The organism is Acidimicrobiales bacterium, assembly GCA_040219515.1.
GTDB lineage: Bacteria > Actinomycetota > Acidimicrobiia > Acidimicrobiales > Aldehydirespiratoraceae > JAJRXC01.
Window position 1 is genome coordinate 148,947 of record JAVJSI010000010.1, and the last position, 21,331, is coordinate 170,277.

General features: G+C 68.8%; 18 protein-coding genes. 10 read left to right on the top strand and 8 right to left on the bottom strand.

Annotated features, from left to right (window positions below):
• Positions 1-179: 179 nt before the first annotated feature.
• The 6 genes from RIB98_09140 to alr are packed head-to-tail and all read left to right on the top strand — an operon-like array spanning position 180 to position 7,770.
• Positions 180-2,063 carry a molybdopterin-dependent oxidoreductase gene (locus RIB98_09140; GenBank protein MEQ8841135.1) on the top strand — a complete coding sequence of 628 codons (1,884 nt, stop codon included), beginning with the start codon at positions 180-182 and terminating at the stop codon, positions 2,061-2,063.
• The gene (locus tag RIB98_09145; protein MEQ8841136.1) at positions 2,056-3,810 is read left to right on the top strand and encodes an NAD(P)H-dependent oxidoreductase subunit E; all 1,755 of its coding nucleotides are present in this window, start codon (positions 2,056-2,058) and stop codon (positions 3,808-3,810) included. Before RIB98_09140 ends, RIB98_09145 begins: the two co-directional genes overlap by 8 nt.
• Positions 3,807-4,661 (top strand): 2Fe-2S iron-sulfur cluster-binding protein, encoded by an 855-nt coding sequence (locus RIB98_09150; GenBank protein ID MEQ8841137.1) that lies wholly within the window; start codon positions 3,807-3,809, stop codon positions 4,659-4,661. The genes RIB98_09145 and RIB98_09150 overlap by 4 nt, the downstream gene beginning before the upstream one ends.
• Positions 4,662-4,697: 36 nt before the next feature.
• A complete protein-coding gene (locus RIB98_09155) occupies positions 4,698-5,810 on the top strand; it encodes an acyl-CoA dehydrogenase family protein (GenBank protein MEQ8841138.1) in 1,113 nt (370 codons plus the stop codon).
• Positions 5,811-5,818: 8 nt separating this feature from the next.
• The gene (locus RIB98_09160) at positions 5,819-6,646 is read left to right on the top strand and encodes an EamA family transporter (GenBank protein ID MEQ8841139.1); all 828 of its coding nucleotides are present in this window, start codon (positions 5,819-5,821) and stop codon (positions 6,644-6,646) included.
• 44 nt (positions 6,647-6,690) lie between these two features.
• On the top strand, positions 6,691-7,770 hold the full coding sequence (gene alr / locus RIB98_09165; GenBank protein MEQ8841140.1) for an alanine racemase: 1,080 nt from the start codon (positions 6,691-6,693) through the stop codon (positions 7,768-7,770).
• A gap of 8 nt (positions 7,771-7,778) precedes the next feature.
• Here alr and RIB98_09170 read toward each other — a convergent pair whose 3' ends face one another.
• The gene (locus RIB98_09170) at positions 7,779-8,270 is read right to left on the bottom strand and encodes a VOC family protein (protein ID MEQ8841141.1); all 492 of its coding nucleotides are present in this window, start codon (positions 8,268-8,270) and stop codon (positions 7,779-7,781) included.
• 42 nt (positions 8,271-8,312) lie between these two features.
• Positions 8,313-9,566, bottom strand: coding sequence for an MFS transporter (locus tag RIB98_09175; GenBank protein MEQ8841142.1), 1,254 nt, complete (start codon positions 9,564-9,566; stop codon positions 8,313-8,315).
• Between the two features lie 49 nt (positions 9,567-9,615).
• Between RIB98_09175 and RIB98_09180 the strand changes: the two genes are divergently transcribed.
• The gene (locus tag RIB98_09180) at positions 9,616-10,512 is read left to right on the top strand and encodes a DMT family transporter (GenBank protein ID MEQ8841143.1); all 897 of its coding nucleotides are present in this window, start codon (positions 9,616-9,618) and stop codon (positions 10,510-10,512) included.
• Between the two features lie 17 nt (positions 10,513-10,529).
• The gene (gene betA, locus RIB98_09185; protein ID MEQ8841144.1) at positions 10,530-12,176 is read left to right on the top strand and encodes a choline dehydrogenase; all 1,647 of its coding nucleotides are present in this window, start codon (positions 10,530-10,532) and stop codon (positions 12,174-12,176) included.
• Positions 12,177-12,247: 71 nt separating this feature from the next.
• Here betA and pabB read toward each other — a convergent pair whose 3' ends face one another.
• Positions 12,248-14,035 (bottom strand): aminodeoxychorismate synthase component I, encoded by a 1,788-nt coding sequence (gene pabB, locus RIB98_09190; GenBank protein MEQ8841145.1) that lies wholly within the window; start codon positions 14,033-14,035, stop codon positions 12,248-12,250.
• A gap of 73 nt (positions 14,036-14,108) precedes the next feature.
• On the opposite strand from pabB, the gene RIB98_09195 reads away from it, so the two are divergent.
• Positions 14,109-15,260 (top strand): glycine cleavage T C-terminal barrel domain-containing protein, encoded by a 1,152-nt coding sequence (locus RIB98_09195; GenBank protein MEQ8841146.1) that lies wholly within the window; start codon positions 14,109-14,111, stop codon positions 15,258-15,260.
• Positions 15,257-16,543 carry an MFS transporter gene (locus tag RIB98_09200; GenBank protein MEQ8841147.1) on the top strand — a complete coding sequence of 429 codons (1,287 nt, stop codon included), beginning with the start codon at positions 15,257-15,259 and terminating at the stop codon, positions 16,541-16,543. Before RIB98_09195 ends, RIB98_09200 begins: the two co-directional genes overlap by 4 nt.
• Before the next feature lie 104 nt (positions 16,544-16,647).
• Here the strand turns inward: RIB98_09200 and RIB98_09205 are convergent, their stop codons facing one another.
• Genes RIB98_09205 through RIB98_09225 form a run of 5 tightly spaced genes read right to left on the bottom strand, consistent with a single transcriptional unit; the run spans position 16,648 to position 21,264 of the window.
• Positions 16,648-18,678: an ASKHA domain-containing protein gene (locus RIB98_09205; GenBank protein MEQ8841148.1), complete on the bottom strand. Its 2,031-nt coding sequence runs from the start codon at positions 18,676-18,678 to the stop codon at positions 16,648-16,650.
• 27 nt (positions 18,679-18,705) lie between these two features.
• Positions 18,706-19,617 (bottom strand): dihydropteroate synthase, encoded by a 912-nt coding sequence (locus RIB98_09210; protein MEQ8841149.1) that lies wholly within the window; start codon positions 19,615-19,617, stop codon positions 18,706-18,708.
• On the bottom strand, positions 19,614-19,961 hold the full coding sequence (locus RIB98_09215; GenBank protein MEQ8841150.1) for a virulence factor: 348 nt from the start codon (positions 19,959-19,961) through the stop codon (positions 19,614-19,616). The genes RIB98_09210 and RIB98_09215 overlap by 4 nt, the downstream gene beginning before the upstream one ends.
• Complete coding sequence (locus RIB98_09220) at positions 19,958-20,569, bottom strand: DUF1638 domain-containing protein (protein MEQ8841151.1); 612 nt, start codon at positions 20,567-20,569, stop codon at positions 19,958-19,960. The genes RIB98_09215 and RIB98_09220 overlap by 4 nt, the downstream gene beginning before the upstream one ends.
• Positions 20,566-21,264, bottom strand: coding sequence for a B12-binding domain-containing protein (locus RIB98_09225; protein ID MEQ8841152.1), 699 nt, complete (start codon positions 21,262-21,264; stop codon positions 20,566-20,568). The genes RIB98_09220 and RIB98_09225 overlap by 4 nt, the downstream gene beginning before the upstream one ends.
• Positions 21,265-21,331 lie beyond the last annotated feature (67 nt).

Genomic DNA, 21,331 nt, shown 5'->3' on the forward strand with positions numbered 1-21,331 from the left:
CCCCTTCCGTTCGGCACGTTCGGGCGCCGGCATGAGCGTGGATCCACAGAAATCACGATCTCGGGCGTCGGCCACGACGTTTCTCGTTGCGGTACGTTCGCAGCATGGACAACCGCACGCAGGGGTCGACCGCTCGACGTCGCCGCAAGGGCAAGACCTACGCAGCGCCGCTCGATCGACTGACCACGCCGATGGTTCGAGACGATGGCACCCTCCGCGAAGCCACCTGGGACGAGGCGCTTTCTCGCGCCGCCGCCGGCTTCGCCGCGATCCGCGACGGGCACGGGCCGGGTGCGTTCGGCATGTTCAGCTGCTCGAAATCGACCAACGAGATGAACTACGCCGCGCAGAAGTTCATCCGCACGGCGATGGGGTCGAACAACATCGATTCCTGCAATCGCACTTGACATGCTCCTTCCGTCGTCGGTCTGGCGACAGTGTTCGGAGCGGGCGGTGGCACCTGTTCCTACGAGGAGATCGAAGAGGTCGATGTCGTACTCCTGTGGGGATCGAACGCCCGCGAGGCCCATCCGATCTTCTTCCATCATCTGCTGAAGGGGCTCGACGGCGGCGCCCGGATGTACGCCATCGATCCGCGACGCAGCAGCTCGTCGAAGTTCGCCGATGTGTGGATGGGTATCGACGTCGGCAGCGACATCGCGCTGGCCAATGCGGTCGGTCGCGAGATCATCGCGGCGGGGCTCCACGACGAGGATTTCATCGCCCACTCGACGTCGGGTTTCGCCGCCTATCGCGACCATGTCGAGCCCTACACGCTCGACGAGGCCGAACGCCGCACCGGCGTACCCGCCGACGCCATCCGTGACATGGCCCACGCCTACGCCACCGCGGAGAAGGCCCAGATCCTGTGGACGCTCGGCATCACCGAGCACCACAACGCGGTCGAGAACGTGTTGTCGTTGTGCAACCTCGCGCTGCTCACCGGCCACATCGGTCGCTGGGGTTCCGGGCTGGTGCCGTTGCGCGGTCAGAACAACGTCCAGGGCGGCGGCGACATGGGCGCCCTGCCCGACAAGTTCCCCGGCTTCCAGGACGTCGGCGATCCGGTCGCGCAGGCCAAGTTCGAGGCCGCCTACGGAATGACACTGCCGCACGAACCGGGCAAGCACCTGACCCTCATGTTCGAAGCGATGGAGACCGGCTCGCTGAAGGGCGTCTACGTGATCGGCGAGAACCCGGCCGACAGCGAGGCCGATGTCGAACACGCCCGCGCCCTCCTGCGCGGCCTCGACATCCTGGTGGTGCAGGACATCTTCATGACCCGCACCGCGGAAATGGCCGACGTGGTCCTCCCCGCCTCGGTCGGCTGGGCCGAGGGGGAGGGCACGGTGACCTCGTCGGAGCGGCGCGTGCAACGGGTGCGAGCTGCGGTGACACCGCCCGGTGAGTGCCGTCACGATCACGAGATCCTCGGCGATCTGGCCACCCGACTCGGGGTCGACTGGGGCACGCCGTCGCCGGAGGACCTGTGGGACGAGTTGCGGACGCTCTCGCCGCTGCACGCCGGAATGAGCTACGCCCGGCTCGAGGCCGAGGGCGGTCTGCAATGGCCGTGCCCCGACCTCGACCACCCGGGCTCGCCCTTCCTCCACGGCTGGCTGTGGGAGGCGGACCTGGGCGGCCGGGACCCCGCGCCGTTCAGCATCACCGACTTCGAAGGGCCGAAGGAAGAGCTGACCGACGAGTTTCCGCTGCGGCTCACCACCGGCCGGGCGCTCGACAGCTACAACACAGGGGTGCAGTCCAACGCGTATGCGTCGCCCATCCGCTATGGCGACGAGATCGACCTGAACCCCGACGACGCGGCCCGACTGGGCATCGGCGACGGCGAACGGGTTCGCGTGACCTCGCCTCGCGGGGCCGTGGAGATGCATGTCCGGGTCCAGGTGGACCTGCCGGTGGGGCTGGCCTTCACCACGTTCCACTTCCCCGAGCTGGTCGACGTCAACACACTGACCAACGACGAATGGGACCGCCGCTCGGGCACCGCCGAGTTCAAGGCTGCCGCGGTACGCGTCGAGAAGCTGGGTGCCGGTGGCTGACCTGTTCATCGGCCCCGACGACCCCGACGACATCGAGGTCGCGGCGGTCAACCAGGCGATCGGCGACGATCCCGCCGTGGTGCACGAGACCGAACGTCTCGTCATCGGCGGCGGTCGACGACGCCACGAGCGGCGTCACCTGCTGCTGCCGGCGCTGCACGCACTCCAGAACGCCAAGGGATGGATCTCGCCGGGCGGGCTCAACCACGTCTGCGATCTCCTCCAGGTGCCGCCGGCCGAGGCCCATGGCGTCGCCACCTTCTACGAGATGTTCCGGGTCGACGAGCCCGATCACGGCGGCGCCGTCACCCACGTGTGCGTCGACGCAGCGTGTCAGATCGCCGCGAACGAGGAACTCGTCGCCGACATCGAGGCGGCTGGCGGCCACGTTCATCGCTCGCCGTGCCTCGGCCAGTGCGAACGGGCACCGGCTCGGTTCGTGCAGGGCGTGGGCGGGCCCGATCACGTACCGGCCGATACCTCGGCGAACGGCCCGGTGATCCCTCAGCGGGGCGACCCTTCGCTGAGGCTGCTGGCCCGCGTCGGTGTGGTCGACCCGACCTCGCTCGACTCCTACCGGGCCCACGGCGGCTACGAGGCGCTGGCCCGGGCGATCGAGCTGGGGCCCGAAGCGGTGTGTGACGCCGTCGCCGACTCGGGGCTGTCCGGACGCGGCGGCGCCGCGTTCCCCACCGGCGTGAAGTGGAAGGCGGTCGCGGCCGAGCACGGCCGACCGAAGCACGTCGTGGCCAACGGCGACGAGAGCGAGCCGGGCACGTTCAAGGACCGCGTCGTGATGGAGAACGACCCCTTCGCGGTCGTCGAATCGCTCACCCTGGCCGGGTTCGCCACCGGGGCCGAGAACGGCTGGATCTACATCCGGGGCGAGTATCCGATGGCCACCGCCCGCCTTCGCCACGCCGTCGATCAGTGCCGAGCGGCCGGTCTGCTCGGTCCCGATGCGGCAGGATCGGGACAAACGTTCGACATCGAGATCCGTCGCGGCGCGGGGGCCTACATCTGTGGCGAGGAGACGGCCCTGTTCGCGTCGATCGAGGGGTTCCGGGGCGAGCCGCGCAGCAAGCCGCCGTTCCCCACGACCCACGGTCTCTTCCGGGAGCCGACGGCGGTCAACAATCCGGAGACCCTGCTCAACACGCTCGACATCGTGCGCCACGGAGTTGAGGCCTACCGGGCACGGGGCACCGACCGATCGCCGGGCACCAAACTGCTGTGCCTCTCGGGTCGGGTCGCGCGACCCGGCGTCTACGAGGTCGAGTTCGGCACGACCCTGGGCGAAGTGCTCGACCTCGCCGGCGGCCTCACCGGCAGCGGCCGGTTGCAGGCCGTACTCATGGGCGGCGCTGCCGGCTCGTTCGTCGGCCCCGACGCCCTCGACCTGCCGCTGACACTGGAGGACACCCGCGAGCGGGGCACCACGCTGGGGTCCGGCGTGGTGATGGCCTTCACCGACGAGATCGACATGACCGACGTCTGCGTGCGCCTCGCCGAGTTCTTCCGCGACGAGAGCTGCGGGCAATGCGTGCCGTGCCGGGTCGGCACCGTGCGGCAGCACGAGACGCTGATCCAGATCCAGCGCACGGGCGTGCTCACGCCGGCCCGCCGCGCCCTCGTCGACGACATCGGTCGGGTGATGGTCGATGCCTCGATCTGTGGCCTCGGCCACACCGCCGCATCGGCCATCGACTCGGCCCTCGCCCTCGGACTGATCGGCAGCGACGCGTGAGCGAGGTGCCGGTGACCCTGACGATCGACGGCGCGACCGTCGACGTCCCCGAGGGGACGTCGATCCACAGGGCGTGCGAGGCGGCGGGGATCGACACGCCCACGTTGTGTTGGGCCGAGAACCTCACGCCGGTCAATGTGTGTCGCGTCTGCGTCGTCGACGTCGAGGGATCCAGGGCGCTGGTGCCGTCGTGTGCGCGGGCGGTGGAGGACGGCATGGTCGTCGACACCGACTCCGAACGGGTGCGCCACAGCCGCAGGATGGTGCTCGAGTTCCTCGGTTCGGGCGTCGATCTGAGCCAGACCGACGACCTCGCCCGCTGGATCGACGAGTACGGTGCCGACCCCGAGCGCTACGACCAGCCCGAGCTTCCGGCCGAGCGCATCGACGAGCCGGTGTTGGTGCAGGACGACCTCTACATCCGCGACTACGACAAGTGCGTGCTCTGCTACAAGTGCGTCCAAGCCTGCGGCGACGATGCGCAGTACACGTTCGCGATCGCCGTGAGCGGGCGCGGCTTCGAAGCTCGCATCTCGACCGAGTTCGACGTCACGTTGCCCGACTCGGCGTGTGTCTACTGTGGCAACTGCATCGGCGTGTGTCCCACCGGCGCGATCCAGTTCAAGACCGAGTTCGACCTGCGTCAGATGGGGGAGTGGCGGCCCGAGGAACAAGCGGTGACCACCACCGTCTGTTCGTTCTGCGGCGTCGGCTGCAACCTCGAACTCCACACCCAGGACGACACGATCGTCAAGGTCACCTCGCCGGCCGATCATTCGGTCACCCACGGACATCTCTGCATCAAGGGTCGCTTCGGCTGGCAATACGTCCAGCCGCCCACCCGCCGCTGACCCGGCTCCCGCCCACGGGGCGTAGTCTGAGCGGCGATGTTGGACTTCTCGCTGCCGCCGGAACTGGAGGATCTGCGGGCTCGCGTGCGCGCGGTCGCGCTCGAGGGGGTGGCGCAGTTCGGGGCGCACACCGACTCGTGGATCAACGGGTACTCCGAGGAGTTCTCCAGGGTGCTCGCCGCCAACGGCTGGATCGGGATGACCTGGCCCACCGAGTTCGGCGGCGGTGGCCGGCCCAACATCGAACGCATCGTCATGGGCGAGGAGATGATCAAGGTCGGCGCGCCGATCGCGGCGAGCTGGTTCGCCGATCGCCAGATGGGCCCCGGACTGATCGCCTACGGCACGGCGGACCAGCAGGCCGAGTTCCTGCCCGGCATGCTCAGCGGCGAGACCACGTGGTGCATCGGTATGAGTGAGCCAGACTCCGGCTCGGACCTGGCCAGCCTGACGACATCGGCGGTGCGCGACGGCAACGAGTTCGTGATCAACGGACAGAAGATCTGGACGTCGTTCGCCGCGGTGGCCGACTACTGCTACCTGATCGGTCGCACGTCGAACGAGGGCCCACCTCACCGTGGAGTCAGCGAGATCATCGTGCCGATGGATCTGCCCGGTATCGAGGTGCGACCGATCAAGGACATGACGACCAACGCCCACTTCTGCGAGGTGTACTTCACCGACGTGCGGGTGCCGGTCGAGAACCTGGTCGGCGTCGAGGGCGACGCCTTCAAGCAGACGATGGCGCAGCTCGAGCACGAGCGGGGTGGCATCGACCGGTTGGTGAGCAACCAGCCGCTCTACGACCGTGCACTCGAAGTGGCTGACACCGACGATCCTCGCGTGCGTCAGGAGATCGCGCAGCTCGAGATCGGCTACCGCATCGGCCGCATCCTCGTCTATCGGGAAGCGCTCAAGCAGGCGCCGGCCGGGTTCAGCGCCGCGACCAAGTGCTTCTGCACCGAGCACGAGCAGCGGGTGGCCGACTTCGCCGCCCGCCAGCTGGGCATGGCGGCCACGGCCGATCCCGAGCTCGCCCGGGCGATCAACTACGCGCCCGCCTACACGATCATGGGCGGTACCTCGAACGTCATGCGCAACATCCTCGGCGAGCGTATCCTCGGCCTTCCCCGCGAGCCCCGGAACTAGCACCCACCGTGGTCTTGGCGCTGGGGGTCTACTTCTCGCTCGCGATCGGAACCAGCGACTTCCTCGGGGGGTATCTGGCCCGACGCGTCGATTCCTTCACCGCCGTCGTCACGTTCCTCTGTGTCGGCACCCTGACCGCCGCGTCCATGATGACTTTCGTGCCGAGCGAACTGCTGTGGCGTGACGTCGGCTTCGGCGCCCTGGGCGGACTCACGGTCGGCTTCGCGTTGGTGCTGCTCTATCACGGGATGACAGTGGCATCGGCCTCCGTCGTCTCACCCGTCACCGGCGTACTGACCGCAACCATCCCGGTCGGCTGGAGCATCGCCACGGGCGAGTCCCTCACCGGGTTCGTCGTGGTGGGAATCGTGGTGGCGCTCGTGGGGCTCACCGCGACGACGTTCTCGCCGGAGCTCGGTGACCGCGCGATCGCCGGCGTCGGGTGGGGCCTGGCGTCCGGTACCTGCTTCGGTGTGTCGCTGACGTTCATCGGTCAGGCCGATGCCGAGAGCGGGATGTGGACGACCGTCGCGCAGCGAGCGGTGGCGCTCCTCGTGCTGGCGATGATCGCTCTCGGCCGCAGCGTGCCGCTGTTGGTGCCGCGTTCGCTGGCTCGTGTCGGGATCGTGGGTGGCATCCTCGCCGGGTCGGGGGTCGGTGCCTTCGTCGCCGGCGCACAGCGGGGATCGCTCAGCGAGATCACGGTGACGGCCTCGATGTTCCCGGCGGTGACCGTGGTGCTCGCGGCGCTCTTCGAGCAGCACCCGTTGCGCTGGTGGCAGCTCGGCGGACTGGTCACGGTGGTGACCGGCGTGGTCCTCATCGGCGTCGGCTGAGGGTGCGGGACCTCGCTCGTCGACGGGTAGGGCAGACTGGGGCGGTGCCGCTGACCCGCCCCCGGCTGACGATTCGCCTCGATGCGGTCGCCGACAACTATCGCCACCTCGTGGACGTGGCCGCCGGTGCCGCCGTGGGGGCGGCGGTGAAGGCCGATGCGTACGGGCTCGGCCTGGTGCCGGTGGTCAGCCGACTGTGGGACGTGGGCTGCCGGGAGTTCTTCGTCGCCAGTGTCGAGGAGGGCATCGCGCTGCGGGCCGCGCTTCCGGACGCGGTCGTGAATGTCTTCAACGGTGCGATGCCGGGAACCGAGGGCGACTTGATCGCGCATCGGCTCGTCCCGCTGGTGATCAGTGGCGACCAGCTCGCCGGCTGGCGCACGGCCAGCGCCGCACACGGCACCGCGCTGCCCGTCGGGCTCCATGTGGACACCGGCATCAACCGCACCGGCCTCACGCCGGTCGAGGTCGACGCCGTCGCCGCCGATCCGTCCGCGTTGGACGGCCTCGAGCTTCGCCACGTGCTCAGCCATCTCGCGAGCGCCGACGACCCGGAGAGTCCGCAGTCCGAGGAGCAGCTGGCGAGATTTCGCGAGGTCCGACGCCGATTTCCGGGTGGCGTGGCTTCGTTGGCGAACTCGGCCGGGACCTTCCGAGACCCGTCGTTCCACCTCGATCTGGTGCGGCCCGGTGTGGCGCTCTACGGCGGATGGCCGATCGCCGGTCGACCGAGTCCGCTCCGTCAGACAGTGGTGCTCGAGGCGCCGGTGATGCAGCTGCGCGACGTGGGCGTCGGCGACCGGGTGGGCTACGGGGCCACATACGAGGTGACGAAACCTGAGCGACACGCAGTGGTGCCGGTCGGTTACGCCGACGGCTTCCATCGTGCTGCGTCGAACCGGGCAATCGCCCACGTTGCCGGGGTCGCGGCGCCGATCGTAGGGCGGGTCTCGATGGATCTGATCGTGGTCGACGTGACCGGTCTGCCCGTCGAACCGGGTGACGCGGTGGAACTGATCGGTGACCACTGCCCGATCGACGAGGTGGCCACTGCCGCCGGCACGATCTCCTACGAGCTGCTCACGTCGCTCGGCCCTCGCTACGAGCGCCTGTACACCGGGTAGCTCGCCGTTCAGCGGGCCCCGCGCCCGGGGGTCGTGGCGCCGAACCGGGCATCGTCGGCATCGAGATCGAGGGGGATGTTGGCCGGCTCGTCCTCGGCCAGCAGTTCGACCGGCACCTCCCACATCACCTCGAACTCGAGCCCGTCGGGATCCTGGGCGTAGACCGAGCGGCTGACGCCGTGATTGTTCTCACCGACATAGGCGCCCATCGCCCGCAGTCGTTCGCGAGCAGAACGCAGTTCCTCGAGCGTCGACACCTCCCAGCTCAGGTGGTACAGGCCGATCTGGCGAGCTGCGGGGCGGGCGACGGTGGCGGCTTGGAACAGCCCGAGGTCGTGGTCGGTGGCGCTTCCCGGCGAGGTCATGAAAACGGCGCCGCCCATCTCGGCGGCGATCACGAGGCCCAGCGCCTCGGTGTAGAAGGCCGCCGACGCGGCGGGGTCGCTGACCCAGAGCACCGCGTGGCGGAGCCCGATGGTGGGAGAGGTGGGTTCGGTCATGACCGGTGCAACCGAGACCGGCGGTGCTCTGTTCCCGCGAGCTCAGACCGCCGAGGGCGTGCGGACGCGGGTGACCGTCGGATAGAGCGCGGCCGCCACCAGCGTCAGGGCGGCCACGCCGGCCCAGTGGCTGAGCGCGTGGTAGCTGAACGCCTCGACGACCACGCCCGACGCGAGCCCGGCCGCGGCACCGGAGGCGGTCATCGTGAAGTCGGCGGCGCCCTGCACCGCAGCCCGTTCGGCGACAGCGAAGGCGCCGGTCAGCAGCGAGCTGCCCGAGATCATGGCGAACGACCAGCCGAGTCCGATCAGGAAGAGCCCGGTGAACACGCCGAGACGATCTTCGGCATCGGTGTGCGATGCCAGCTCGCCACCGAGGAAGAGCGTGATCCCGGCCGTGCCCACGATGAGGCTGCTCGGGAGATGATCGACCAGCCAGCCGACGACCGGCGCGAACAGATACATGCCGACGATGTGCAACGAGATCACGAGGCCGATGATCCGCTTCTGGTGGGCGCCGTCCTCCATGTGGAGCGGGGTGACTGTCATCACGGCCACCATCACGGCCTGGCCCACGGCCATTGCGCCGACCGCGATCACCGCGACGCGGTTGGTGGCGATGTGGGCGAACGATTGCCGCAGCGATGGCCCGCGCACGGCCGTGATGCCATCGCCGCCGGTCGCGGTCAACAACGGATCGGGGCGAAGGAAAATCTCGACGATCAGCGCGGCGAGAGCAAAGACCGTCATGGCCATCAGGTACGGCCCGGACAGTGCCTTCAGGCCGAATGCCTCGGCGAACGGCTCGGTGGCGCCGAGGGCCACCGTGGGGCCGAGGATCGAGCCGATGGAGGCGGCCCAGACGAGCACGCCGATCGAACGGGCGCGACGGTCGTCATCGGCGAGGTCGGCGGCGGCGTAGCGAGCGGCGAGGTTCGTGCCGTTGCCGGCGCCGATGCCGAGGGTGCCCAGCACGAGGAGCGGATAGGCCGTGGTCTCCACTGCGATCACGGCGAGCAACGCCCCGATGCCGGCGATGGTCCAGCCGATCCGCAGGCCCGGGCGACGACCTCGACGACCCATGAAGCGGGCCAGGGGCACGGCGACGAGCGCGGCGCCGATGCTGATCATCGTGGCTGCGAGCGTCGCCAGACTCTCGTTCTCCACGATCTCCTTCGCCGCGAGTGTGGTGGCCGCGAAGCCGCCCGCCATTCCCATACCCGCCGGTCCCACCGACGCGATCAGGGTGAGCAGGGTGCGTCGCTGGAGGCGGGCCCGGTCGTTCGGCGCGGTCACGGCCGCAATCATGCCGCTTCCCGGCGGGGGATCGTGCGAGATTGTCCCGATGACGGCGGTTGCACTCTCACCACGGGAGCTCAGGCTCGGACTGGGCGCTTCGTCGGTGGCCGTCGCGGCCTGGGCCGCCGGCAACATCATGGTGACCAAGGTGCCGATGCCGGGTATCCAGATCGCGTTCTGGCGGATCCTGCTCGGCGCCGTGGTCTACACGGCGGCCGTGTACGTGAGCGGACGCCGTCTCACGGTGCGCCACGTGATCAGGTCTGCACCCACCGGGGCGGCCATCGCGCTGGAGATCGCCGTCTTCTTCGTGGCGCTCAAGTCCACGACCGTGGCCAGTGCCACCGTCATCGGCTCACTCGTGCCGCTGCTGCTGATGGGTGTGGCCGCCCGACGATTCGGCGAACAGGTCACCCGATTTCTGGTGGGAGTGACCGTGGTCTGCCTTCTCGGCGTGGGCCTCGTGATGTCGGGCGCGTCATCGTCGAACTCGTGGAGCCTGCGCGGCGACCTGCTCTCGGTCGTCGCCCTGGTGTTCTTCGCCGCCTATTTCGCGCTGGGCAAGGAGGCTCGCACCGAGGTGCCGGCGCTCGAGTTCCAGGCCTGCATCTGGATCGTGGGCGTGGTCGTGCTGTTCCCGGTCTCGCTGGTCGATGCCGGCGGTGTCGACGTGCCGAGCGCGTCGAACTGGGTGTGGCTGGCTGCGCTCCTCGCGGTGCCCGGCACCGGGCATCTGCTCATGAACTGGTCCCACGCGCGGGTGCGCCTGTCGGTGAGCTCCATGCTCACGCTCGCGGTTCCGGTGCTCACCACGATCGGTGGCGTCATCTTCCTCGATCAGTCCGTGGGTGCAGTCCAGGTGATCGGCATCGCGGTGGTACTCGGCGCGCTCTCTATGGTGGTTCGCCGTGAGGCGCAACTCATGCGGGCCGTGGGTGATTGAACGAAACAGGGGATCGAGTGGGGAATCGCTACGACTACGTGATCGTCGGCGGGGGCTCCGCCGGCTGTGCGATGGCGAACCGCCTGTCGGCCGACCCGTCGGTGTCGGTTCTCGTGCTCGAGGCGGGCCGCCGAGACTGGAAGTTCGACGTCTACATCCACATGCCCGCCGCGCTGTCGTTCGGTATCGGCAATCGGTTCTACGACTGGAAGTACGAATCCGAACCCGAGCCCCACATGAACGGACGGCGGATCCACCACGCCCGGGGCAAGGTGCTCGGCGGATCGTCGAGCATCAACGGAATGATCTTTCAGCGCGGCAACCCGCTCGACTACGAGCGCTGGGCCACCGACGCGGGCATGGCCACCTGGGACTACGCCCATTGCCTGCCCTACTTCAAGCGCATGGAGAACTGCCTCGCGCCCGATGACGGCCCGGATCATCGGGGCGACGACGGCCCGTTGATCCTCGAACGAGGGCCGGCGACCAATCCGCTCTTCGAGGCATTCCTCGACGCGACCGTCGAGGCGGGTCATCCCCGAACGAGCGATGTCAACGGCCATCGCCAGGAAGGGTTCAACGCGTTCGACCGCAACGTCCATCGGGGCCGGCGGCTGAGCGCGGCCCGCGCCTACCTCCACCCGGCACTCCCGCGACCGAATCTCGATCTCGTCACCGGGGCGATGGTCGACAAGGTGCGGTTCACCGGCACGCGGGCCACCGGCGTCGGGTACCGCCGCCGGGGTCGGACCCGGGTCGTCGAGGCCGGCGAGGTGATCCTCTGCGGGGGTGCGATCAACACGCCGCAGGTGATGCAGCTGTCGGGCGTCGGCCCGGCCGAGTTGCTCGAACGCCACGGGATTCCCGTGGTGGCCGATGTCGCCGGTGTGGGCCGGAACCTGCAGGACCATCTCGAGGTGTACGTGCAGTACGCCTGCACCCAGCCCGTCTCGCTGCAGCCGAACCTCGCCTTCTGGAGACGCCCCTGGATCGGGCTGCAGTGGCTGTTCCGACGAGGCCCCGGGGCATCGAACCACTTCGAGGCCGGTGGGTTCATCCGCAGCAATGACGACGTCGACTATCCGAACCTCATGTTCCATTTCCTGCCGATCGCCATTCGTTACGACGGGTCGACGCCGGAGGGCGGTCACGGCTATCAGGTCCATGTCGGCCCGATGTACGCCGACACCCGTGGTTCCGTCGAGATCAAGAGCCGTGATCCGCGTGAGAAGCCGGCCCTGCGGTTCAACTATCTGTCCACCGAGAACGATCGGCGCGAGTGGGTCGAGGCGGTACGTCACGCTCGTCGCATCCTCGGTCAACCGGCGATGGCGTCGTTCAACGGTGGTGAGGTGTCGCCGGGTCCCGGCGTCGAGACCGACGAAGAGATCCTCGAGTGGGTACGCAACGACGCCGAGACCGCCTTGCACCCCTCGTGCACGGCGAAGATGGGCGTGGGCCCCGACGCCGTGCTCGACCCGACATCGATGGAGGTCCGCGGCGTCGACGGCCTTCGCGTCGTCGACGCATCGGCGATGCCCTACGTCACCAACGGCAACATCTACGCCCCGGTGATGATGCTCGCCGAGAAGGCCGCCGACCTCATCCTCGGCAACACGCCGCTCGCCCCCGAACCCGTCGCCTTCCACCGTCACCGCCTCTGAGCTCGGCCGAGGTCGGACCAGGGTGGGACAGGGGTCTGACCCCAGCGTCCCTTCTGGTTGGGACAGTGGGGTCAGACCCCCGTCCCACCTTTGGCTTCAGGGCCGGCGAGTTCGGCGCCAGCCGAACTCGACGCAACGCGAAGCGTGGCCGGAATCCAGCCGCGGAGGGAGTTGATGGCCCAGATGGCCTCGGCCCGGGCGAGATCGTCGATGGTGACCACGGCTTCACGGATGCGGCCGTTGGCGAGGAGTTCGGCGCGGAATGTGCCCGGTAGGAGTCCGCTCGACTCGGGTGGAGTCACGGCCTCGCCGCCGAGCTCCACCACGAGGTTGGCGACGGTCGTCTCGGTCACCTCGCCTCGCTCGTTCCAGAGCACGACATCGTCGGCTTTGCGGGCCCGAGCGGTTGCCGCCTCGTAGCGGTCTCGGCGGGTGGTTTTGTGGCGGAGGAACTCGTCGTCGCTCCTCACCGGCTCGGAGTCGAGCGTGAGCACCCAGGGCTCGTGCCGCGCCGGTGGCGGGTCGAGCACCTGCACCTCGAGCGCGCCGTCGGGGGAGAGCAGTACCCGGATTCGGCGGGCCGTGTCGGCCCGCACGGCGCCGAGGCGACGGTTGACCTCGTCGATGTCGCAGTCGAAGCCGAAGTGGGCGGCCGATGCGGCCAGGCGCTGGAGGTGGCGGTCGAGGAGGATCGGGCCGGCCCCCGGGTCCCACCCGAGTGTCTCGAGCAGCCGGAACGGGCGGGTGGCCCGATGGAGGACGCGAGCCTTGTCGTGCGCCTCGTTCCACTCGGCGGTCTCGTCGCTGTCCCACACGATGCCCCCGCCCACGCCGTAGACGGCCCGGTCCCGGCGGCGGTCGACCCATGCCGTGCGGATCGCGATGTTGAACTCGGCGTCGCCCCCGGGCTCGATCACGCCGACCGCGCCGGTGTAGATGCCGCGTGGTTCGGATTCCAGTTCGGTGATGATCTTCGACGTGGCGACCTTCGGCGCGCCGGTGATCGAGGCACCGGGGAAGGTGGCGGCGAACAGTTCCCGCAGCGATGCATCGGTGGTGGCGGTCACCGTGGAGGTGAGTTGATGGACGGTCGGATAGCTCTCCACCGTGTGGAGCGCAGTGGTGTCGACAGAGCCGACGTCGGCGATGCGGCCGAGGTCGTTGCGGGCCATGTCGACGATCATCGTGTTCTCGGCCCGGTCCTTCTCGCTCGCGACCAGCTCGTCGGCCAGGTCACGATCGACGGTCGGGTCGGGGTGGCGCGGCCGGGTGCCCTTCATCGGGCGCGTCTCGACCATGCGTCCGGAACGGCGGACGAAGAGTTCGGGCGACGCCGAGCACACGGCGGCGTCGCCGAGGTCGATGAAGGCAAGGTGATCGGCCCGCTGGGCACGGCACAGTGCGGCGAACAATCCTTCCGGGTCGCCCTCGAACCGAGCGTGGAGGCGCATCGTGTAGTTGACCTGGTAGGTGTCGCCGGCGGCGATGCGTTCGCGGATGGAACGCACGGACGACTCGAATCGATCCTGGGTGTTCGACGCGGTCCACTCGCCGGTGGTGAAAACCCGTCCGGCAGGTCCGCGCGAAGGCTTCGCATCGGCAAAGGCGGCCAACGCGACCAGCGGCACACCGGGATCGCGATGTGACCGGATGGCCGAGTCGAACGCCGGGCCCGCGTCATAGCTGACGAACCCCGCGACCCAGCAGCCTTCGTGTGCGGCCGCCTCGGCGGCATCGAGGACCGGCCCGACCTCGTCGAGATCGTTCGCCAGGAACTGTCGGACCGGGTCGACGAAGGACAACCACCGGCGGCCCTGTGGGCTGGCGTGGCGGACGAGCGCCCGTTCGACACGGATCATGCCGAAGAAGTATGCCAACGGCCCTCGCGGCCCGCAGAGCCTGACGCTACGCTTTTTCGGTGAGGAGCGGCTGTTGCCTCTGACCCGATACGCCCGCATAGAGGAATCCCCGTTCTTGCGACGTGCCCTGGAGATCGCCGACCCGACGCGAGCTGCGCTCAGCGTGGCCAACCAGACGTACCACCTGCTGCACTACGGCGACCCCGTGGCCGAGTACTGGGCCCTCGTCGACGGGGTCACGCTCTGGGACGTCGCCCACGAACGTCAGGTCGAGATCGCCGGTCCCGACGCGATGGCGTTCATGCAGTCGATCGTCACTCGTGATCTCTCCAGCCACGAGGTCGGCCAGGCCAAGTACGCGTTCATGACCAACGCCGAGGGCGGCATCATCTGCGATCCCGTGGTGCTGCGGCTCGACGAGGATCGTTTCTGGCTCGGGGCCGCCGATGCCGACGTTCATCTCTGGTGCCAGGCACTCGCCCTGGCCGGGCCCTTCGACGTGACGGTGCGTGTCCCCGACGTCGCACCGGTGCAGATCCAGGGCCCGCACGCTGCGGCCGTGATGGAGGACATCTTCGGCGACGAGCTCCCCGACCTCGGCTACTACCGACTGGCTCGGCGGCATCGCGACGACCTCGATCTGGTGATCGCCCGCACCGGGTGGGGTGGCACCGACGGCTTCGAGGTCTACGTTCTCGACGCACGAGCCGAGGACAACGCACGGGCCGAGCGATGGTGGGACACGGTGATGCGGGCCGGCGAGCGTCACGACATCGTCGCCGCGGCCCCGAACCATGTCCGACGGATCGAGGCGGGAATGCTCTCGTTGGGCTGTGACATCGACGCTGCCACCACGCCGCTCGAGGTCGGCAGCGGCTTCGGCTGGATGGTGGATCTCGATCAGCCCGACGACTTCATCGGGAAGGCCGCGCTGACCATCCAGCGGACCGCGGGACCGCGAACGCAGATCGTGGGCGTCGATCTCGACGGTCCGGACCTCGGCACGTTCACCGACGGGGACATGCCACGTGTGCTTCCGGCACTGCGGAACGGCATCGAGGTCGGTACGCTCACGTCGGCCTGTCACTCACCGCGACTGCGTCGCAACATCGGGTTCCTACGAGTCGCCGCCGGCGAGGTCGGGCCCGGCGACCGGTTCTCGGTTCCCCATCCCACCCACCGCTGTTTGACTGCCACGGTGACACGGAAGCCGCATCTGAAGTGAGCAACACCGAGGACGACACCGCGCTCGAGGGGGGACCCTACGTCGAGGGGAATCCGACCGCCGCTGCGCGCGGCCTGCTGGTCGGTATCGCGCTGCTCATGGCGGGCAACGGCCTGCAGGGTTCGCTCATCGGTGTCCGTAGTGAGTCCGAAGGCTTCTCCCTCGGCGCGATCGGTGTGGTGATGGCGATGTACTTCGCCGGCTTCCTCGTCGGGAGTCGTTCGGCCGAGCTTCTGCTGGCGAAGGTCGGTCACATCCGGGTGTTCTCGGCTCTCGCGTCGACGGCGTCGGGGGCGGTGTTGGTGCACGCCGTTTTCATCTCGCCGGTCTCCTGGGGGCTGATGCGCTTCGCCACCGGCATGTGCATGGCGGGTCTCTACGTGGTCGCCGAGTCATGGCTCAACGACATCGCCACGAACGCCAACCGGGGTCGCCTGCTCTCGGCCTACATGATGGCCTCGATGGGTGGTCTCACCATCGGCCAGCTCCTCCTCGAGGTGGCCGACCCCGACGGGTTCGAGCTGTTCGTGCTCACCTCGGTGCTGGTGTCGTCGTCGGTGCTGCCGGTCACGCTGTCGGCCTCGAGCGCACCGCCGATGGGGATTCCCGAGCCGCTGTCCTTTCGAGAGTTGTTGCGTCAAGTGCCCACCGGGGTGATCAGTTCGTTCTGGGTCGGGACCTCGGCGGGCGTGTTGCTGGGCCTCAGCGCGGTCTATGCGGCCGTGGCCGACGTGCCCGATTCACGGATCTCGCTCTTCCTCGCCGCCCCGCTGGTCGGGTCGCTGGTGTTCCAGTTCCCGATCGGTTGGATCTCGGACCGCATCTCGCGACGCACGGTGATGTGGTGGGTGGCGGCCTCGGCCTCGGCCCTTTCGGCGGCGCTCGCCCTGCTGCCGGCCGGGAGCTGGGCAGCCATCGTCATGATGGTCATGCTCGGCGGCGTGATCTTCCCGCTCTACTCGCTGACGATCGCGTTCACCGCGGACTGGCTGCCGCAGTCACAGCTCACCTCCGCCTCGGCCGCGCTGGTGCGGGTCAACGGCGTGGGTGCGGTCTTCGGGCCACTCATTGCTGCGCCGCTCATGGCCGCAGGCTCGCCGCGGATGTTCTTCTGGATGATGGCGGTCACCCACGGCGTGATCGTCGTCTACATCGCGTGGCGGGTGCTGTTCCGGGACGCGTTGCCGGTCGAGCGGCAGGGCCCGTTCATCGCGTATCCGGCTCGGGCGTCGGCGGTGGCCGCGAATCTCATCGGCCGACGGCGCCCGCCGGGAGCCGACTGAGGCCCGACTTCACCAGACGGGTGAGGAAGAGGCTGGTGCTCCCCGATGGCCATCAGACGATCGAGGAGGCGGTGGTGGCGTGGCCCGGCCCGCCGTCTCGAACGCTAGGTCGGTGGCGGTCGTCGTCGCCGCCGCTTCGGGCGGCCGGATGCCGACTCGGCGAGGCGCGGCGGCAGATCGACGATGCCGGCCAGATGGGGGCTGGGTGCCGTGTCGTGCGGGAACGCCATGGCGGCGACGAAGAGTTCCTGGAAGCGGGGTTCGGTCGCCGTCTCGATCTTCTCGATGCCGTCGACGGCGGCGGCGATCTCGGCCCGCTGGGCAGCCGATACGAGCATCCGCACGGCGCCGGCTCCCGACGAGTTGCCCACGGCACGGACACCCTCGACCGGACAGTCGGGGACGAGGCCGAGGACCAGCGCGTACAGCGGATCGATGTGGGCGCCGAACGCACCGGCGAGCCGGACGTCGTGCACCTCGTCGATCCCGGCGTGTTCCATCAGCAGATCGATGCCGGCCCGCAGCGCCGACCCGGCGAGCTGGATCTGGCGCACGTCGTCCTGCGTGATGGCGAGTTCGGGGTCGTCGCCCTCGGCGGCTCGGATGACGTAGCGGAACGTGCGATGGTCGGGCTTCACCCGGTCCGTGACCGCGGCGAGTGCGCCCTGGACGACACCGTTCTGGTCACACACGCCGGCCAGGTACATCTCGCCGATGATCTCGATGATCGCCGAGCCACAGAGGCCGGCGACATCGAGCTTCGCCGTCTCCTCCGCGAATCCGGGTTCGTCGCTCCAGAGATCGGATCCGATGACCTTGTAGCGCGGTGCGAAGGTCGCCCGGTCGATGCGGATGCGCTCGATGGCCCCGGCGGTGGCCCGCATGCCGCAACTGATCTGGGCGCCCTCGAACGCCGGGCCGGTGGGGGAGGACGCGGCATACGTGGCGCGGGCGGTGCCGAGGACGATCTCGGCGTTGGTCCCCACATCGACCATCAGTTGCGGGTGGTCGCTGCGGTGGGTGCCCTCGTTCAGCGTCGCTGCGGCGGCATCGGCGCCGACATGGCCGGCGATGCAGGGGCCGACATGGGCTCGGGCGAACGGGAGGTCGAGATCGAGTTCGTCGGCACGGAGGTCGACGGGCGCGCCGACGGTGAGGGTGAACGGGGCGGCGCCGAGCGGGGTGGGGTCGATGCCCAACAGCAGATGGTGCATGACCGGATTGCCGACCAGCACCACATCGTGGATGCGGCGGCGCAGGTCGACCGACTCCTCGCTCAGGTCGGCCGCGAGCTCGTCGACCATGCCGTCGAGGGCGGCTCGGACCGCGGCGGTGAGTTCTCGCTCGCCCCCCGGGTTCATCATCACGTAGGACACCCGGCTCATGAGGTCTTCACCGAAGCGGATCTGCGGGTTCATCGCGCCGCCGCCGGCGATGACCTCGCCGGTGGCGAGGTCGACGAGGTAGCCGGCGATGGTGGTCGACCCGACATCGATCGCCAGGCCGAGCACGGTCTCGTCGAAACCGGGTCGCACGTGCATGACCGTGCCGTCGGTGTGGACGATCGCGGTGACCGCGCGCTTGCCGGTGCGGATGGCGAGCTGGAGGTCGGGCAGGGAGCGGGCGTCGACGATGGCGTCGGTGATGCCCCAGTCGGCCTCGAGCGCGGTGGCGAGCAGCTCGGCGTCGGTCCGCTCGTCACCGAGGTCGAGGGACGGTAGTTCGACGTAGCGGGCCACGACCAACGGGTCGAGTGTGAGCCCGGTGAGGTCGATCTTCTTGCGCACGACGGGACGGTGAACCTGGCTCTCGGCCGGTACGTCGACGACGAGGTCGCCGCACACCAGCGCCTGGCAACCGAGCCGGTTGCCGTCGGCGATGGGGCGGCGGCCGCGATAGTTCGTCTCGCTCGAGGTCCACTCGCTCACGTCGTCGGGGGTCGAGGCGATCTTCCACTTCGCGAACTCGCCGAACGCGGGCCGGACCTGGCACCGGCCGCAGAGGCCCCGGCCTCCGCAGGTGGAGTCGAGGTCGACGGCCACCGAACGGGCGGCGTCGAGCAGGGTGGTGCCGGCCGGGACGCGGGTCTTCACCCCCGAGGGGGTGAAGACCACGGTGACATCGGCGTCGGTCATGCGGGCTCGGTCATGCGGCCGCCGTGCTCAGGTCGCCGCGCCGCCGCGGCGGCGTCCACCCCGACGACGCGCGCCGCCGGCCCCGGTGCCGGCGTTGGGGTCGCGGAACTGTTGAATCCACGCCGAGCAGTCCTTGTCCTGACCGGCGAGCACATCCGCGGCCATGATCGCGGTCTTCACCTCGTCGTGAAGGGGACTCATGATGGCCGACGTCATTCCGGCACCGATGGCCATGGCCAGGTAGGTGCCGGTGATGGCATGGCGGTTGGGCAGGCCGAAACTGACGTTGGAGGCGCCGCACGTTGTGTTGACGCCCAATTCCTCGCGGAGGCGACGGACGAGCGCGAACACCTGCTGGCCGGCCGTGCCCATCGCGCCGATCGGCATCACCAGGGGATCGACGATCACGTCCTCCTTCGGGATGCCGTAGTCGGCCGCGGCGAGCACGATCTTCTTGGCCACCTCGAAACGCACGTCGGGGTCTTCGCTGATACCGGTTTCGTCGTTGGAGATGGCGACGACGGCGGCACCGTGCTTCGCGACCAGCGGGAGGACACGCTCCATCACCTCGTTCTCACCGGTGACCGAGTTGATCAGCGGCTTGCCCTGATAGACGGCGATGCCGGCCTCGAGCGCTTCGATGATCGACGAGTCGATGGCGAGGGGCACGTCGGTGACCGACTGCACCAGCTGGATCGCCTGGGCGAGCAGTGCCGGCTCGTCGGCCAGCGGGATGCCGGCGTTGACGTCGAGCATGTGGGCACCGGCGGCGACCTGTGCGAGGGCGTCGGCCTCGACCCGGCTGAAGTCGCCGTTCTTCATCTCTTCGGCGAGGAGCTTGCGGCCCGTGGGGTTGATGCGCTCACCGATCATCACGAAGGGACGATCGAAGCCGATGACGACCTCTTTGGTTGCGGAGCTGATGACGGTGTCGGTCACTGGTCTGGCCCTCCATCGGGCTCGATCCCGCCGGCGGCCACAAGGGCTTCCAGGCGGTCTCGGGGGTAGTCGGAATGGATCGCGTCGGCGGTGGCCTGCGCGAGTTCGGTCGGGTCGCCCTCGAGCGGCGCCGCGACGCGTCGCCACTGCTCGACATAGCTCTGGGTCTCGGTGAGGCCCGCAACGTGTGCGGCGCGGTCGATGGCGTGCTGGAAGCGGGGCTCGAGCAGCACCTTCTCGTTGGCGCCGTCAGGGGTGGTGACGGTGATCTGGGCGGGGATGTCGCGCCAGAAGATGGTGACGATGCCGGGCGAGGCGGCCCGACGGCGGCCCGCGCGGGTCATCGGGCGACCTCCAGGATCTCGGACTCGAGCTGGCCGTAGCCGGTGGCGATGCGTTCGAAGACGAGATCGAGGCGAGCCGCTGCGGCCTTGGCCTTCTCGTCGAGAATGGGGTCGTCGGTCTGCGCGAGATAGATCATCTTGGTGTAGTTGCCGAAATACATCTCTTCGAGCTCCGGATGAGCGGCGATCCCGAGACCACCGATGATGATGCGCTCGAAGTGTTTCACGAGATAGTCGGTCAGGTAGAAGGCAGTCGGGTCGGCATCGTGCATGGCGAGGAACGCGTCGGCCCCGGTGAAGAACTGGTAGCAGTGCGCCCCCGGCATCATCTCGACGGGGCGCGACTCGGTGGAGAGCTCCCCGCAGAGGTCGGCGAGATGTCCGCCGGTACCGCAGTCGGCGTAGCCGATCAGCACCCGATCGAACTCGTCGCCATGGCGGGACAGCCGATCCCGAACGGCGGGGGTGATGTGCTGCGGTGTCATGTGCAGCGAGGCCGGCAGACACTCGAGGGTGACGTTGTCGAGCTCGTGGAGCCGGGCGACGTCGCGGATCTCGCGGGCCAGCGCGCCGCACGCGAGGATCAACACGCGCGGCGAGGGGCTCATGCCGCTCGGCGGGCGGCGACCAGAGACGAGGCGGTTTCGGAGGCGACCGCGGCGTCGCGGCAGTACGCGTCGGCACCGATGGCCTCGGCGAACTCTTCGTTGAGCGGGGCGCCGCCGACGAGCACGATGTAGTCGTCTCGCATGCCCTTCTCGACGAGCGTGTCGATCACGACCTTCATGTAGGGCATGGTGGTGGTGAGCAGCGCCGACATGCCGATGATGTCGGGCTTGTGCTCCTCGATGGCCGCCAGGAACTCGTCGACGTCGGTGTTGATGCCCAGGTTGTGGACCTCGAAACCGGCGCCCTCGAGCATCATGCCGACCAGGTTCTTGCCGATGTCGTGGATGTCGCCCTTGACGGTACCGATCACCACGGAACCGATGGGCTCGGCGCCCGTCTCGGCCAGGAGCGGCCGCAGGATCGCCATGCCGGCCTTCATCGCGTTGGCGGCGAGTAGCACCTCGGGGACGAAGAGAATGCCGTCGCGGAAGTCGATGCCGACGATGCGCATGGCCTCGACCAATGCGTCGTTGAGCACCTTGTCGGCCGACCAGCCACGGCCGAGGAGAATGTTGGTGCCCTCGGCGATCTCGTCGGCCAGGCCGTCGTAGAGGTCGTCGTGCATCTGGGCGGTGAGATCCTCGTCGCTGAGCGCGTTGAGATCGATCTCTTCGTCGTCGGGTTGATCAGTCAAGGGATTCTGTTCTTCTCGCTCTGTTCTTCTCGTGCTGTTCTTCTCGCACTGTTCCGCGACGAGCGCG

Coding starts and splice junctions, on each gene's coding strand:
- RIB98_09155 (MEQ8841138.1), top strand. CDS start 4,698: ATGTTGGACTTCTCGCTGCCGCCGGAACTGGAGGATCTGCGGGCTCGC.
- RIB98_09170 (MEQ8841141.1), bottom strand. CDS start 8,270: ATGACCGAACCCACCTCTCCCACCATCGGGCTCCGCCACGCGGTGCTC.
- RIB98_09180 (MEQ8841143.1), top strand. CDS start 9,616: ATGACGGCGGTTGCACTCTCACCACGGGAGCTCAGGCTCGGACTGGGC.
- pabB (MEQ8841145.1), bottom strand. CDS start 14,035: ATGATCCGTGTCGAACGGGCGCTCGTCCGCCACGCCAGCCCACAGGGC.
- RIB98_09205 (MEQ8841148.1), bottom strand. CDS start 18,678: ATGACCGACGCCGATGTCACCGTGGTCTTCACCCCCTCGGGGGTGAAG.
- RIB98_09215 (MEQ8841150.1), bottom strand. CDS start 19,961: ATGACCCGCGCGGGCCGCCGTCGGGCCGCCTCGCCCGGCATCGTCACC.
- RIB98_09220 (MEQ8841151.1), bottom strand. CDS start 20,569: ATGAGCCCCTCGCCGCGCGTGTTGATCCTCGCGTGCGGCGCGCTGGCC.